Raw genomic sequence first — 14,281 nt, 5'->3', positions numbered from 1 at the left:
CGGCAGCCCGTTTTCGGACTGCCGCTCCCTGGTGCCGGGTTCGATGATCGCAGCGCGTCAGGTGAGATCGCGGCGGGTCATCAACCAGATGGTGCCGCCGGCGAAGGCCACCACGTACACGGCCAGCAGAGCGAAAGATTCACCGCGGGTGAGGATGTCGAGAACTCCGGGGTTGGCCGGTCCCTCCACGGTGCGCATCGCCCCGGCCCGCGAGCCCGCGGCCGTACCGGGGAGCAAGTTGGTGACAGCTTCGATCGGGCCGAAGATCCCCGCCACACCGCGAAGCAGGTTCTCCACCACCAAAACCCAGACCAGGCCGAGCCCGACGGCGAGAGCGGGGCCGCGAGCGATGGCGCCGATGAGGGCCCCCGCGAGGGTCCACATGCCGAGAATCGCGGTACCGGTGCCGATTCCGATCAGTGAGTCGTCGAGTGCGGGCATCGTGACCGGCTGGGCTTCGCCGACCGCGATCACGGTGGCGATGCCGACATCGACGGCGAAGGCCGCCAGGACAAGCGCGAGGACCACTGCCAGCAGCGTCAACAGCAGTCCCGCCACGGCCGCAGCTCGGCTCGGGCCCTGGGTGAACACGGTTTTCCATGTGCCCCAGCCATATCCGCTGCCCACCGCGAGAGCGCCGAGGATCAGCACCAGCGCGCCGCCGAACATCGACATGCCCTGCGTGAACACCTCGGGGACAGCGGCGGGCATGAGCTGGCCGAGCAGAACATCGCGAGGCAGGCCGTCCGACATCGCACCGTTTTCGCCCGAGGTGTAGGCGAGGTAGTTGAAGAGGTAGGCGAAGGTCAGGTTGAGTAGGATCCAGGTACCGAGGACGATCCAGAAGGCGGGCCAGCGGCCGAGGCGTAGCGCTTCCGCACGGACGCTCGCGGTGAGATCCCTGGTCATGGCATTCATTTCGCTACCTCCACAGCCGTCATCTCGAAGAACACTTCTTCCAGCGATTTCTCGTCCACCCGCAGTTCGAGCAGGTCCGCGCCTGCCGTCACGACGGCTCGCGCGACCTCAGGGGCCAGCGCGGCGCTCGTGTCGACCCTGATGCCGTCCGTCCCCGCTCGGGCGGGGGCATCGGTGACGGCGCGTACGGCGTCCAGAGCCACGTCCACGGGCTCGGCGCGCACCAGCAGTGTCGCGGTGCCGCGCAATTCGGCCACCGTAGATTCCGCCAGCAGGCGGCCACCGGAGATCACGCCGACCCGGTGGCAGATCTCCTGCACCTCGGCGAGCTGGTGGCTCGACAGCAGCACAGTATGTCCGTCGGCCGCGAGATCGGTGATGAGCGTGCGCATTTCGGCCAGGCCCGCCGGGTCCAGGCCGTTGGTCGGTTCGTCGAGGATGAGCAGGTCCGGGTCGCCGAGCATGGCCGCGCCGACGCCGAGACGCTGTTTCATGCCGAGCGAATAGGTCCGGAAGCGGTCGCCTGCCCGGTCGGCCAGGCCGACGCGTTCCAATGCCTTCTCGACCTCGGCATTGCCATGGCCGCGATAGCGGGCCAATACCCGCAGGTTGTCGCGGCCCGAGAGGTACGGGTAGAAGCCGGGGCCCTCGATGAGTACACCGATTCGGCGCAGCACCTCCGGATCGCCCGGCGGCAGGCCCCGCACGGTCGCGGTGCCCGCGCTGGGCCGGATGAGACCGGCCAGCATGCGCAACGTGGTGGTTTTGCCCGCGCCGTTGGGCCCGAGGAATCCGTAGATCTTCCCGGCCGCGACCCGCATGCTCACCCCGTCCACCGCGAGGTGCTCGCCATAGCGTTTGGTCAACTCGGTGGTGACCACGATCGATTCGTTCATGCAAATCAGAATCCGTGCTCGAGGGGTGCCGGGACATCCGTCCCGCGGCGTGCACGGCGCTACGCCGCGCGGCCTACGCGGCTTCTCGCGGGAAATACGTGCGCAGGCCGACGCGGCGGGTGGGCGCACACAATAGGGTTGGGCACGTGGGAGCGTCTGCGAAGTGGGAGCGTGGCTCAGTCGTTCAGGACTGGGGCCTGGCAGTGGTGGTCGCGGTGATCCAGCTGGCCGGTAGTTCCGGTGCGAATTCGCATCAAACCGGCGTGCGGTCACTGGACGCGTTCGCGTATCTGCTGCTGCTCGCCGGGCCGGTGGCGCTCGGTTTCCGGCGGGTAGCGCCCGAAGTGGTGCTGGCGGTGTCGCTGATCGCCACGGTGACCTATGTCCTGCGCGACTACGGATATGGGCCGATCTTCCTGTCGCTGGTGATCGCCTTCCTCTCGGCCGCCGTCACCGGGTCGCGATGGCGCACCTACCCGGTGGTCGCGATCGGGTATCTGACGATGGTGTGGCCACTACCCGCCCTGCTCGGGCGGCACTCCGACGCGTGGCAGATCTTCGGCCTGCTGGCCTGGATGGGCGTGCTGGTCGGGATCGCCGAAGGCGTACGGCAGCGGCGCGCGGTGGTGCTCGCGCGCGAGCAACGGGCCGAGGCGGCACAACGCGACGAGCAAGCTCAGCAGGCCAGGGCGGCCTCCGAGGAGCGGTTGGCGATCGCTCGGGAACTGCACGATGTGCTGGCACACAGTCTTTCGCTGATCAACGTGCAGTCGTCGGTGGCGCTGGAGTTGTTCGATCGCAAGCCGCAGCAAGCGGCCGCGGCGCTGGCGACCATCAAGACGACCTCGAAAGAGGCGCTGACCGAGGTGCACACGCTGCTGCACGCGATTCGCAGTGGCGCGGCGGTGGTGCCGCAGTACCCGGAACACGCTCCCGTCGTGGATGATTCGCCCCCGCCGCCGCGTCCCGCTCCGCGCGCGCCGGCACCGACCCTCGACGACCTCGACACACTGCTCGAGCGCACCCGCGCGACCGGGCTCGACGTCGATACCAAGATCATCGGTACGCCGAAGAAGCTGCCGAGCGTGATCGATGTGGCCGCGGCCAGAATCGTGCAGGAATCGCTGACCAACGTGGTGCGCCACGCGCCCGGCGCGACCGCCCTGATCACCCTGCGATACACCCCGGAATCGGTCGACATCACCGTCGACAACACCCGGCCGACCGGAACCGCTGTCCGAACCGGCATCGGCGGCAACGGGATCATCGGCATGCGTGAGCGGGCGCACGCGCTCGGCGGGGCGCTCACCGCGGGGCCGCGACCGTCCGGCGGGTTCCGGGTGGCGGCCCGATTGCCCGCTCGCCCAGCGACTTCGGCCGCGTCCGCGCGATCGTCGGATTCACCGGGCAGGGAGGCGGGCGCATGACCGAACTGCCGCCGGTCGGGTCGGGACCCGCCAAGATCCGGCTACTCGTCGCCGACGATCAAGCGCTGGTGCGCGGTGGTTTCGTCGCACTGCTGGACGCCCAGGACGACATCGAAGTCATCGGCGAGGCCGAAAACGGCGAGCAAGCCGTCCGGATGACCCGAGCCCTCGTCCCCGACGTGGTGCTGATGGACATCCGCATGCCGATCCTCGACGGCCTCGCCGCCACCCGCATGATCGCCGACGACCCCCAGCTCGCGCCGGTCCGCGTCGTCGTCCTCACCACCTTCGAACTCGACGAATACGTCTTCGAGGCGATCCGCGCGGGCGCCGCGGGCTTCCTGGTCAAACACACCGAACCCGCCGACCTGCTCCGCGCCGTCCGCGTGGTGGCCGCGGGCGACGCCCTCCTCTCCCCCGGCGTCACCCGCCGCCTCCTCGCCGAATTCTCCACCCACGCCAAACAACCACCCCCCGCTGCCTTCGCCGAACTCACCGACCGCGAACGCGAGGTGATGACGCTGGTGGCCGAAGGCCTCACCAATGCCGAAATCGGCGCCCGCCTCTACATGTCCCCCGCCACCGCCCGCACCCACGTCAGCCGAATCCTCACCAAACTCGACGCCCGCGACCGCACCCAGCTCGTAGTCCTCGCCTACGAGTCAGGCCTGGTCCGCCCAGGCTGGCAGTAGCGCCACCATTGCTATATAGGATTGATCCTATATAGGATCAATCCTATGCACCTGTACCTGGTGGAACTCGAACCCGAGGTAGCCCGATGGCTGCGCTCACTGACTACACGCGAGTACGGCCAGGTAGACGTGTACGTGGGCATGCTGGCCGAACGTGCAACCACCCTGAGCGAACCGTGGTCGCGCAATCTTGGCGATGGGGTACGTGAACTCCGCTTTCACCTTCACCCGCGAGAAATGCGAATCACCTACTGGCTCGCTCCGGGTCGTCGCATCGTGCTGCTGACAGTTTTCCGCAAGACTCGCATGCGGGAGACCGACGAGGTGGCGCGAGCCAAGGCACTACGCAAGGTATGCGAATCGGAACATGGTTGTGCCCACACAGATTTCGACAGGAGGTAACCGATCATGACTGAGCACCCATCGATGGACGACCTGCGCCGTGAACGGATGAGCAGCCCCGGGTTCGACGCGGGCGAGTACGAGGCCGGGCGGGCCGAGGCGATTCTGGCGATCGAGCTGGCCGAAGCCATTCGCGAACGGCGGCTGGAACTCGGGCTGACACAGACACAGCTGGCCGAGCGGGCTGGGCTGCGTCAACCCGAGGTCTCACGGATCGAATCCGGAGGCGGGACACCGACAATCGGCATGCTCGAACGTTTGGCGTATGCGCTCGAGGTTCGGTTCGTCGCTCGGTTCGAGAAGGTCGACGCGGCGTAGGACTACTTGCCCTGGTCGGCTTGCCGGCGTTCGGAGGCGGAGAAGCGGGCGCGGCGGGCTGCTCCCGCGGGGGCGGCTTGGGCTCGGGCCGAGTAGGCGGAGAGGGCGTCGAAGGCGCCTCGGACGCCGCCCGCGACCGGGGCGTAGGTGATGGCCGAGCCGGGGTCGAAGCCGAGGTTGGAGCCTACTTCGACGGCGTCCATGTTGGCGCCGAGGAAGACGAAGGTCCAGTTGTACACGTCTTGCTGCTGGGTGATGAGGGACTTCACCGCGGCGTGGGTCCATTCGCGGCTGGAATTCTCGTGGCCGTCGGTGAGAACCACGACGATCACGGTGCCGGGACGCTCGTGTTCGGGGCGCCCGGCCAGCTCGCTGCCCACGCTGGTGACGAGCTTGCCGAGCGCGTCGTAGAGCGCGGTCCCACCACGTGGCTGCAAACTCGGCGCAGGCACCTGAGCCAGCGGCACATTCGCGTAGACCACGTCGTAGGTGGTGTCGAACTGCGCGAGCGTGACCTCGATCGTCTTCGGCACACTGCGCTGCTGTTCGAAATAGGCGGCCAACCCACCTTCGGTATCGGCCTTGATCGTCTGCATCGACCCCGAACGGTCGAGCAGAACGGCGATCAGCGTGCGGTCGGAATCAGTCATGTGTGCGAACACCCCCGTGTCGGTCGGATCAGCAATTCCCACCGTACGCCGCGAAAGAGGACCGTCTGACCGGCGAAAAGAAGATGCCAAGGTATCGCCAAGCCTGCGTCCCGGGCATGGGGCCGGCGCTCACATTCCACCGCTCCGCCGACCCCACTTTCGAACCGGCGCTCGGTCGGAACCGGTGTGCCCCAGTCTTCGTCGGGGAACGCGGCGTTTGAGTCGGATGCGGTGGCGTTTCGGGCGAGTGCGAGGCCGACAGCCGATGTTGCACCTGGCATGACAACGACTTCGACGGCCGATGCGGCGGTGCAGAGCACCGATCGCCGAATCTGGCCCGCCCTGCTGACCATGTTCCTCGGCAGCTTCACGCTGGTGACCGCCGAATTCCTACCGCCCGGTGTACTCACCGCGCTGGCGACCGATCTGAATGTGCCGGAAGGCGTGGTCGGGCTCTCGGTGAGCGCGACGGCGCTGACCGCGCTGGTAGCCGCGCTCGGATCGGGCGCACTGTTCCCCCGCCTGGATCGGCGCACCCTGCTGATCTGGCTGACCGTCGGCGCGGCGGTGTCGAACGTGGTGGTCGCCCTCGCGCCGAACATCGTGTTGTTGCTGATCGCGCGACTGCTGCTCGGTCTGGCTGTCGGCGGCTACTGGTCGATGGCGCTGGTGATCGCGGCGAAGCTCGTCCCGGCCGAACGGCTCGGCAAGGCGATGATGATCGTGAACGCGGGAACCACGGTCGCGACGGTGGCCGGAGTGCCGCTCGGTGTGCTGCTGAGCACCTACGCCGGGTGGCGGACGACCTTCCTGATCGCGGCCGCGCTGACCGCCGCCACCGCCGTCGCCGTGCGGCTGATGCTGCCGCCGATCGCGCCGAGCAAGGGCATCGGATTCACCGCACTCGGCAATGCCCTGCGGTCCCCGGGCGTGACGCTCGGGCTGGTCAGCATGGTCGCCGTCGTCGGCGGGCACTTCGCCGGATACACCTACATCCGCCCGGCCCTGGCCGAACTGCTCGGTGCCGGCCCGGCGGTGATCCCGGTGCTGCTCGCCCTGTTCGGCGTCGGTGGTCTGCTCGGCAACTTCGTCCTCGGCGCCCTCGCCGACCGCCACCTCGGCGCCCTGCTGGTGGCGGTGCCGGCGGCCGTCGGCCTGTCACTGCTCGCGATCATCGCCTCCGCGGCGTTCGCCCCACTCGCCTACCTGGCCGTGGTGGTGTGGGGCGCCGCGTTCGGCGGCATTCTCAATCTCGTTCAGGTGTGGGTCTCGCGGGTGCTGCCCGATCGCATGGAAGCGGGCAGCGGACTGATCGTCGCCGGTTTCCAGCTGGCGATCATCCTCGGCTCGGCGATCGGCGGCCGCGGGGTGGACAGCATCGGCCTGGCCCCGACCTACGCGCTCGGTGCCGTCGCCGCGGTCCTCGGCGGAGTACTGATCCGACGCTCACTCACCCGAGCGGGGCACTGACATCAGTCGATGTCCGGGCCGCCCGCCGCCACTGCGACGGCGTGCGGCCCGTCTGCCGCCGGAACGCCCGCCCGAACGCCGTCTCCGAGCGGTAGCCGAGCCGGCGGGCCACCGTGCCGACCGGCACAGCGTGGTCGACCAACAGCAGTTGTGCCCGCTCGATCCGCAGTTTCGTCAGGTACCTGCCCGGCGTGAGGCCGGTCGCCGCCTGAAAACGGGCGGCGAACCCGGACCGCGAGGCCAGCGCGATCTTCGCCAGCCCCTCGACGGTCCACTCCTGCCCCGGGTCGGCGTGCATCGCGGCCACGGCCTGCGCCACCCCGGGCTCGTTCACCTTCAGCAGCCACCGTGGCGGCGCGCAACCACGGGCATGCCAGGACTCGATCGCCATCGACGTGAGCAAGGTGGCCACCCGATCGCCTTGGACGCCGAACGGGTCAGGGCACTGTTCGACCAGATGGCGAAACATGGTCGCGGCCAGAGGCGTGTGGTCGACGAAACCGGTCAGCAGCAGCCGTTGTGGCAGCGCGGTCATGGCACTGCCGGTCCCGACAGGTTCCAGGCGCACCCGGAGCACCCGGCCGTCCGACAGCGCGTTGATCGCGAATCGGTCCGTGCCGGGCACGAACAGGAAGTCCCCACTCGCCAGATCTTCTGTCTTGCTGAGCCCTTCGACCCGGACCAGCCCGTCCAGCACCACCAGCGCGCTCGGCTCGGTCATGAACTCCCACTGGCCCGCCGCCAGCGCGAACTCGTCGCGCCCGGCGAAGCGCCACTGCACACCGGCCAGCACATCATCGAGGCTGTGCGCACCATCGGTCTGCGTCACTGTGCACCCCTCCTGGTGGAACTCCGATGCCCTGCACGGTACCGGTCGACGGGTCGTACGCGCGGTGACGTACGCCGGATCGGGTCTCGCGGCCGATGTCGTCGGTCGTTCGCGCGAGCAGGGTTGAGACATGAACATTGTCGACAGCGCGACGACGCTGACCCTGCTGGCCGACCACTACGACGGAGGGTGGCATCCATGGCCGTTCTTCTGGATCTTCCCGGTGATCTTCTGGATCACCGTGATCGCACTGGTGTTCTTCGCCCGCCGACGGTGCGCGGGACGCGGCGGCGCGGTGGGCGCGCTGCGCGAAGGTTTCGCTCGCGGCGAGATCACCGAGGACGAATATCGCGGCAGGCTCGCGGTATTGAGCGAACCGCGCGGGAGGAAGTAGCGATGCGTTTCGGAATCGTGCTCGTGCCGCGGTCCGGGGCGGAGTGGACACAGGCGGTGACCGGGGCGCAGGCGCAGGGATACGGCACGCTGATGCTGCCGGACACGCTGTACACGCCGTCCCCGCTCCTCGCCCTGGCAGCGGCCGCCGCCGTGACGGAGACCGTGCGATTGCGGCCCAATGTCCTGGCCGCACCCTTCCGCTCCGCCGCTGCGACTGTTCGGGAAACGGCCGCACTGCAACTGCTCTCGGACGGCCGATTCGAACTGGGGATCGGCACCGGCAGACCGGACGCACGAGCGGAGGCCGAAAGGCTCGGCATGCCATGGGGTTCGGCGGGCGAACGACGAAACCAGCTGATCGACACCATCACCTCGGTGCGCGCCCAGGTCGACCCGCCACCACCGGTGGTCATCGCGGCGAGCGGGCCTCGAATGCTCACCACCGCGGCGGAATACGCCGACCGCATTCTGCTGGCGGCGGCACCGGACGCGACCGAAGACGACCTCGCCGAAATGGTCGGCACCGTCACCGCCCACACCGACCGCGAGGTCCGATTCACCCTCCAACTGGTCGGCATCGGCGACCAGCTCCCCATCTGGCTGAGCACCCGCCTCGGCCACACCCCCGACAAACTCCGCGCCGCGGGAGCCGCCGGACTTCTCCCCAGCGATCCACAGGCCGCTGTGGAAATCCTCGAGTCCCGCAGCGAGCGTTACGGAATCGACGAGCTGATCGTCCCGGGCGAGCTGGCCACCGCCTTCGCCCCGGTTCTCGAACGCGCACATCGGTAGACGATCCGCGACGCGAAAAGCCCGCCCCCTGATACAGGGGGCGGGCTTTCGGTTCAGCTGGTTACTGCTACTCGCCGGAGGCGGCGGCCTCGGGCGCGGTGCCCTCGGCTGCGCCGGTGAGAACCACCTCGGGCTTGTCGTCGGTCGCGGACGTCTTGGTCAGCTTCGTCTTGCCTTCGAAGGTGAACTTGGCGTCCTCGCCGAGACCCTCGCCGTTCCAGCCTTCGACGTCGACCAGAATGGTCTGGCCCGCGCCGATCTCGCCGAAGAGGATCTTCTCCGAGAGCTGGTCCTCGATCTCGCGCTGGATCGTGCGACGCAGCGGACGAGCGCCGAGAACCGGATCGAAGCCACGCTTGGCGAGCAGGCTCTTGGCCTGATCGGTCAGCTCCATCGCCATGTCCTTGTTCTTCAGCTGCACCGAGACGCGGGCGATCATCAGGTCCACCATCATCACGATCTGTTCGCTCGTGAGCTGGTGGAAGACGATCACGTCGTCGATGCGGTTGAGGAACTCGGGGCGGAAGTGCTTCTTCAGCTCGTCGTTGACCTTGAGCTTCATCCGCTCGTAGTTCGAGCCCTCGGCGCTCGACTGGGTGAAGCCCAGGCCGACAGCCTTCGAGATGTCGGAGGTGCCCAGGTTCGAGGTGAAGATCAGCACGGTGTTCTTGAAGTCGACCGTACGACCCTGACCGTCGGTGAGACGGCCGTCCTCGAGCACCTGCAGGAGCGTGTTGTAGATCTCCTGGTGCGCCTTCTCGATCTCGTCGAACAGCACCACCGAGAACGGCTTGCGGCGCACCTTCTCGGTGAGCTGGCCGCCCTCCTCGTAGCCCACGTACCCGGGAGGGGCACCGAACAGACGAGAAGCGGTGAAGCGGTCGTGGAACTCGCCCATGTCGATCTGGATGAGCGCGTCGTCGTCGCCGAACAGGAAGTTCGCCAGCGACTTGGCGAGCTCGGTCTTACCGACACCCGAGGGGCCGGCGAAGATGAACGAGCCCGACGGACGCTTGGGGTCCTTCAGACCGGCGCGAGTGCGGCGGATCGCCTTGGAGACGGCCTTGACGGCATCCTCCTGGCCGATGATCCGCTTGTGCAGCTCGTCTTCCATCCGGAGCAGACGGGTGGTCTCCTCCTCGGTGAGCTTGAAGACGGGGATGCCGGTCCAGTTGGCCAGCACCTCCGCGATCTGCTCGTCGTCGACCTCGGCCACGACGTCCAGATCACCGGAACGCCACTGCTTCTCGCGCTCGGCACGCTTGGCGACGAGTTGCTTCTCCTTGTCGCGCAGACGCGCGGCCTTCTCGAAGTCCTGCGCGTCGATAGCGCTTTCCTTCTCCCGGCGAGCATCGGCGATCTTGTCGTCGAAGTCGCGCAGGTCCGGCGGAGCGGTCATCCGGCGGATGCGCATGCGCGCGCCCGCTTCGTCGATCAGGTCGATCGCCTTGTCCGGCAGGAACCGGTCGTTGATGTAGCGGTCGGCCAGGGTGGCGGCGGCGACGAGCGCGCTGTCGGTGATGGAGACCCGGTGGTGCGCCTCGTAGCGGTCGCGCAGACCCTTGAGGATGTTGATGGTGTGCTCGACGGTCGGCTCGCCCACCTGCACCGGCTGGAAACGGCGTTCCAGCGCGGCGTCCTTCTCGATGTACTTGCGGTACTCGTCGAGGGTGGTGGCACCGATGGTCTGCAGCTCGCCACGGGCCAGCTTCGGCTTCAGGATCGAGGCCGCGTCGATGGCGCCTTCGGCAGCACCCGCGCCGACGAGCGTGTGCAGCTCGTCGATGAACAGGATGATGTCGCCGCGGGTGTTGATCTCCTTGAGCACCTTCTTGAGGCGCTCTTCGAAGTCACCGCGGTAACGGCTGCCCGCGACCAGGGAGCCCAGGTCGAGGGTGTAGAGCTGCTTGTCCTTGAGGGTCTCGGGGACCTCGCCGTTGACGATGGCCTGTGCGAGGCCCTCGACGACCGCGGTCTTACCGACACCGGGCTCGCCGATCAGCACCGGGTTGTTCTTGGTGCGGCGCGAGAGCACCTGCATCACGCGCTCGATTTCCTTCGAGCGCCCGATGACGGGATCGAGCTTGCCTTCGAGGGCCGCCTGAGTGAGGTTGCGACCGAACTGGTCGAGCACCAGCGACGTGGACGGGGTCCCCGCCTCGCCGCGCGGACCGGCGCCCTCGACGGGCTCCTTGCCCTGGTACCCGGACAGCAGCTGGATGACCTGCTGACGGACACGGTTGAGGTCGGCGCCGAGCTTGACCAGCACCTGGGCCGCGACGCCCTCGCCCTCGCGGATGAGGCCGAGCAGAATGTGCTCGGTACCGATGTAGTTGTGGCCGAGCTGCAGCGCTTCGCGCAGGCTCAGCTCCAGCACCTTCTTGGCACGCGGGGTGAAGGGGATGTGACCGGACGGCGCCTGCTGGCCCTGCCCGATGATCTCCTCGACCTGGCTACGCACACCCTCCAGCGAGATGCCAAGGGACTCCAGCGACTTCGCCGCCACGCCCTCGCCCTCGTGGATCAACCCAAGCAGGATGTGCTCGGTGCCGATGTAGTTGTGGTTGAGCATCCGGGCCTCTTCTTGGGCCAGGACAACGACACGCCTCGCGCGGTCGGTGAACCTCTCGAACATCGCTCCCTCACTCTCCTGCTCCGACATTCTGGCAACAGACGCCGCAGTATGCTCGATACAACCTAGGGCGTCGGACCGACAACTCTCGCCGTCAGCCTGCCATGAAGCCCGGGGGTTGCGGCCCCCGCCATCCACTCTAGTTGGCAGGGGATTCCGCCGCCGCCGGTCCACCCTATTGGGGACCGGCGACAACATGGTCACTCACTGACAACGCGCACGTCGCAGCATTCGTTTCCACCTCAGTTTTGCCTACAGCGAAATCGCGCCGCGCGGCTCAACCGGTGAAGGGTGGGACGAATTCGCACGGAACCGCGGCCTGCCGGGCGGGATCGAGGGCGTTGAGGACATGGCCTGCCGCGCGCGGACTGCCCGCGATGGCCAGGTGCTCGGAGTAGTCCTGCGCGCACCCGTCCTGCACCACGATCGAGGTGGCGTTCGGGCCGGGGACCAGGCCCGATGTGTGCGGGACGACTATCTCGTCGAGGCCGGCGACAATATTGGTGTAGGTGACGCGCGGGTCGTACACGCCGTCCGCGTTGAGAGCCGCCAGGAAGGCGGCGCCGGTGAGCATCTGCCCACATGCCTGGCACAGCGACGAGCTGACCGCGTCGAACGCGGGCCCGGCACCGAGTGCCCTGCTGAAGTGGGCGATATCGCCCGCCGCGAGCACATTGGTGCCGAGCCAGGGCGGCGCGATCCCGACGAGCTTGCCGACCTTGTTCCCGCCACCCAGCCGTTTGATGTAGTAGTTGCCGACGATATTGCCCTGCGAATGGGCGACCAGGTCTACCCGCGCGGCACCGGTGCGGGCCAGCACACCGTCGACGAAGGCGGAAACCTCGGCGGCGCTCTGCTCGATGGGACGCATGCCGCCGATCGCCGAGATCGGCCACGGGAGGCCGTAGGCGCCGTAGGTGAGGCGCTGAAGACGCAATAGCCCTCATTGGCCAGCAGCGGGGCGTACACACCCCAGTTCGTCTGCCCTCCGCCACCGGTGCCGTGCAGCAGGACCACCGGGTCGGGATGCTCGGGCGAGGGGACGCAGGCCGGATCGTTCGCGCCGGGTAGCGAGCCGCCCGGGTTGGTGAGCTCCGGCGGAATGCCCGCGAAGAAGTTGTAGTCGACCGGGAGGGGCTGGGCCGACGCGGTGGCGGGCAGGCAGGCGAACAGGGCCGCGGCCAGCACCAGAAGCGAACAACGTCGCATGAACGACTCCTCACTAGAACGTGTTCCACTCATCATGGAACACGTTCTAGTGATCGCGTGGCACTACCGGCCGTAAACCATCGCCACCGGTGCCGCGGCCACGTCGGTGGCCGAACCGGACTTACCCTGCTGCACGCCCGCGGCGAACAGCGCGCCACACAGCACCAGGAACGCGGCACTGTGCAGCACCGCGCGGACGATATTCCAGCGAACCCAGGTCGCCTCGAAATCCGCACGGACAGCAGCGGTGTCGGCGATCGACGCCGGATCACCCGCCGCGGCGAGTGCGTCGTTGAGCGGCACGTTCAGTCCGGCGGTGACCGCGAACGCGATCACGTTGAGCGCCAACGCGATTCCGATCCAGATCAGCGTCGAGCGCTGTTCCTTGCCGAGGTGCAGCGCGGCCGCCAGCGCGGTGAAACCGACCGTGCCCATGAAGCCGAACATGAACCAGGGGTTGATGATCACGACGTTGATCTTCTGCATCACGTCGATCAGCGTGCGGTCGTCGGTGCGGGCCAGAGCGGGCATCACCGAGATCGCGTAGGCGTAGAACACGCCGGCGATGAGTCCGGTACTGAGCAGGGCCAGCACCATGGTGGCCATCCGAACTGCGAACATGCGATGTCTCCTGACTCGTGGTCCGGAGCTTCGATCCCGCGCTCCGGTGATACGAGTAAGTCAACCGCCCAGACCGGATCCGCGACATAGTTCAGACGCTCACCGGCCTACGCGAACGTCGCACTCACAAATCGTGGTCGGAGATCAGGCCGCTCTGCATCGCCAGCGCGGCCAATCGGGTGCGCTTCTGGTTCTGCGGCAGATTTTCCACCCCGAACTTCGCGAACAAGGCACGCAGGTGGGTTTTGATGGCGTCTATCGAGAGGAACAATTCCTCGGCGATCTGCTGGTTCGACGCGGGCGTCGCGAATCCGGTGCCGTGTTTGTACGGACGGCACAGCGCGACCAGCACCGCGCGCTGGGTCTCGGTCAGTGAGCGCATCGTGGGGATGGACCCGGACGCGGTATGCGTCGCGTCATCCACCACACCGCCGAAATCGAAGAAGTGCACGAGCGTGGTCCCGACCCGGATCCGGTCGCCGGGACTCAGCCGACGCCGCCCGACCAGCCGCTCGCCATTGACGAAGGTGCCGTTGCGCGACAGCCCGTCATCGATGATGGTCCAGTGCGCACCGAGATGTTCGACCGCCGCGTGCAGCCGGGAAACCTCGGCATCCCACGCGAGCACCAGGTCGGCCTGCACATTGCGCCCGATGGTGACACGCTGCTGCCCGGCCTCCAGGGCCAATTCATGCTGCTTACCGGTGTCGTCGGTATACCGCAGGAAGGAACTCACTGCGCGACACCGCCGGATACTCGAAACACCTTGTGCACGGCCATCAGTCTACGTCCCGAGACCCCACACCCGGGACAACCCGGGCCCCTTGTTCCCCGCACTCGGCCCAACCCGGGCCCTTCGTTCCCTCGTTTTCCCCACTGACGCAACCCCGCACGCCCCGACCTCGAGGAGGGGCAGGCAGGCGCAGCCTGCCGTTCGCGGCCGTCCCCGCGGTTGGGGGGCCGTGGGGCGGGGGCCGAGGGGCCAACCACCGGGGCCCCAACCCCGGGCCCGCGGGGGCCCGCAACCCC

At 67.8% G+C, this 14,281-nt stretch carries 14 protein-coding genes and 1 pseudogene; 7 read left to right on the top strand and 8 right to left on the bottom strand.

Annotated elements, in window-relative coordinates:
• Nucleotides 1–57: 57 nt before the first annotated feature.
• Together ACFTS5_RS16320 and ACFTS5_RS16315 are read right to left on the bottom strand one after the other, a co-directional pair.
• The gene (locus tag ACFTS5_RS16320; protein ID WP_378631548.1) at nt 58–918 is read right to left on the bottom strand and encodes an ABC transporter permease; all 861 of its coding nucleotides are present in this window, start codon (nt 916–918) and stop codon (nt 58–60) included.
• On the bottom strand, nt 915–1,814 hold the full coding sequence (locus ACFTS5_RS16315; RefSeq protein WP_378631547.1) for an ABC transporter ATP-binding protein: 900 nt from the start codon (nt 1,812–1,814) through the stop codon (nt 915–917). Before ACFTS5_RS16315 ends, ACFTS5_RS16320 begins: the two co-directional genes overlap by 4 nt.
• A gap of 146 nt (nt 1,815–1,960) precedes the next feature.
• Here ACFTS5_RS16315 and ACFTS5_RS16310 point away from each other — a divergent pair, with 146 nt between their 5' ends.
• Genes ACFTS5_RS16310 through ACFTS5_RS16295 form a run of 4 tightly spaced genes read left to right on the top strand, consistent with a single transcriptional unit; the run spans nt 1,961 to nt 4,653 of the window.
• Entirely contained in the window at nt 1,961–3,241 is a 1,281-nt protein-coding gene (locus tag ACFTS5_RS16310) for a sensor histidine kinase (RefSeq protein ID WP_378631545.1), read from the top strand.
• The gene (locus ACFTS5_RS16305) at nt 3,238–3,933 is read left to right on the top strand and encodes a response regulator (protein ID WP_378631543.1); all 696 of its coding nucleotides are present in this window, start codon (nt 3,238–3,240) and stop codon (nt 3,931–3,933) included. The genes ACFTS5_RS16310 and ACFTS5_RS16305 overlap by 4 nt, the downstream gene beginning before the upstream one ends.
• 45 nt (nt 3,934–3,978) lie before the next feature.
• Nucleotides 3,979–4,335, top strand: a complete 357-nt coding sequence (locus tag ACFTS5_RS16300) for a type II toxin-antitoxin system RelE/ParE family toxin (RefSeq protein ID WP_378631542.1) — start codon at nt 3,979–3,981, stop codon at nt 4,333–4,335.
• A gap of 6 nt (nt 4,336–4,341) precedes the next feature.
• Complete coding sequence (locus ACFTS5_RS16295) at nt 4,342–4,653, top strand: helix-turn-helix domain-containing protein (protein ID WP_378631540.1); 312 nt, start codon at nt 4,342–4,344, stop codon at nt 4,651–4,653.
• 2 nt (nt 4,654–4,655) lie between these two features.
• Here ACFTS5_RS16295 and ACFTS5_RS16290 read toward each other — a convergent pair whose 3' ends face one another.
• On the bottom strand, nt 4,656–5,303 hold the full coding sequence (locus tag ACFTS5_RS16290) for a VWA domain-containing protein (protein WP_378631539.1): 648 nt from the start codon (nt 5,301–5,303) through the stop codon (nt 4,656–4,658).
• 279 nt (nt 5,304–5,582) lie between these two features.
• Between ACFTS5_RS16290 and ACFTS5_RS16285 the strand changes: the two genes are divergently transcribed.
• On the top strand, nt 5,583–6,773 hold the full coding sequence (locus ACFTS5_RS16285) for an MFS transporter (protein ID WP_378631537.1): 1,191 nt from the start codon (nt 5,583–5,585) through the stop codon (nt 6,771–6,773).
• On the opposite strand, the gene ACFTS5_RS16280 is transcribed toward ACFTS5_RS16285, so the two are convergent.
• Complete coding sequence (locus ACFTS5_RS16280; protein WP_378631535.1) at nt 6,754–7,602, bottom strand: helix-turn-helix domain-containing protein; 849 nt, start codon at nt 7,600–7,602, stop codon at nt 6,754–6,756. The genes ACFTS5_RS16285 and ACFTS5_RS16280 overlap by 20 nt on opposite strands.
• A 130-nt stretch (nt 7,603–7,732) precedes the next feature.
• Between ACFTS5_RS16280 and ACFTS5_RS16275 the strand changes: the two genes are divergently transcribed.
• Both ACFTS5_RS16275 and ACFTS5_RS16270 read left to right on the top strand, forming a co-directional pair.
• On the top strand, nt 7,733–7,996 hold the full coding sequence (locus ACFTS5_RS16275; RefSeq protein ID WP_378631534.1) for an SHOCT domain-containing protein: 264 nt from the start codon (nt 7,733–7,735) through the stop codon (nt 7,994–7,996).
• Nucleotides 7,997–7,998: 2 nt separating this feature from the next.
• The gene (locus ACFTS5_RS16270) at nt 7,999–8,790 is read left to right on the top strand and encodes an LLM class flavin-dependent oxidoreductase (protein ID WP_378631532.1); all 792 of its coding nucleotides are present in this window, start codon (nt 7,999–8,001) and stop codon (nt 8,788–8,790) included.
• A 67-nt stretch (nt 8,791–8,857) separates the two neighbouring features.
• On the opposite strand, the gene ACFTS5_RS16265 is transcribed toward ACFTS5_RS16270, so the two are convergent.
• The 4 genes and pseudogenes from ACFTS5_RS16265 to ACFTS5_RS16250 all read right to left on the bottom strand — a co-directional run bounded on the left by ACFTS5_RS16265 (nt 8,858) and on the right by ACFTS5_RS16250 (nt 13,988).
• Nucleotides 8,858–11,425, bottom strand: a complete 2,568-nt coding sequence (locus ACFTS5_RS16265; RefSeq protein WP_378631531.1) for an ATP-dependent Clp protease ATP-binding subunit — start codon at nt 11,423–11,425, stop codon at nt 8,858–8,860.
• A 274-nt stretch (nt 11,426–11,699) separates the two neighbouring features.
• A pseudogene (locus ACFTS5_RS16260) lies at nt 11,700–12,631 on the bottom strand (esterase/lipase family protein).
• 63 nt (nt 12,632–12,694) lie between these two features.
• Nucleotides 12,695–13,252 (bottom strand): DUF1772 domain-containing protein, encoded by a 558-nt coding sequence (locus ACFTS5_RS16255; RefSeq protein WP_378631529.1) that lies wholly within the window; start codon nt 13,250–13,252, stop codon nt 12,695–12,697.
• A gap of 124 nt (nt 13,253–13,376) precedes the next feature.
• Nucleotides 13,377–13,988 carry an FHA domain-containing protein gene (locus tag ACFTS5_RS16250; RefSeq protein ID WP_101464728.1) on the bottom strand — a complete coding sequence of 204 codons (612 nt, stop codon included), beginning with the start codon at nt 13,986–13,988 and terminating at the stop codon, nt 13,377–13,379.
• Nucleotides 13,989–14,281: the final 293 nt, after the last annotated feature.

Origin of the sequence: Nocardia sp. NPDC056952 (assembly GCF_042674185.1) — a bacterium.
In the GTDB taxonomy this organism is placed as follows: domain Bacteria; phylum Actinomycetota; class Actinomycetes; order Mycobacteriales; family Mycobacteriaceae; genus Nocardia.
Note: the sequence above shows the minus strand (reverse complement) of the source record. Positions and strands in the feature narration are given on the sequence as shown.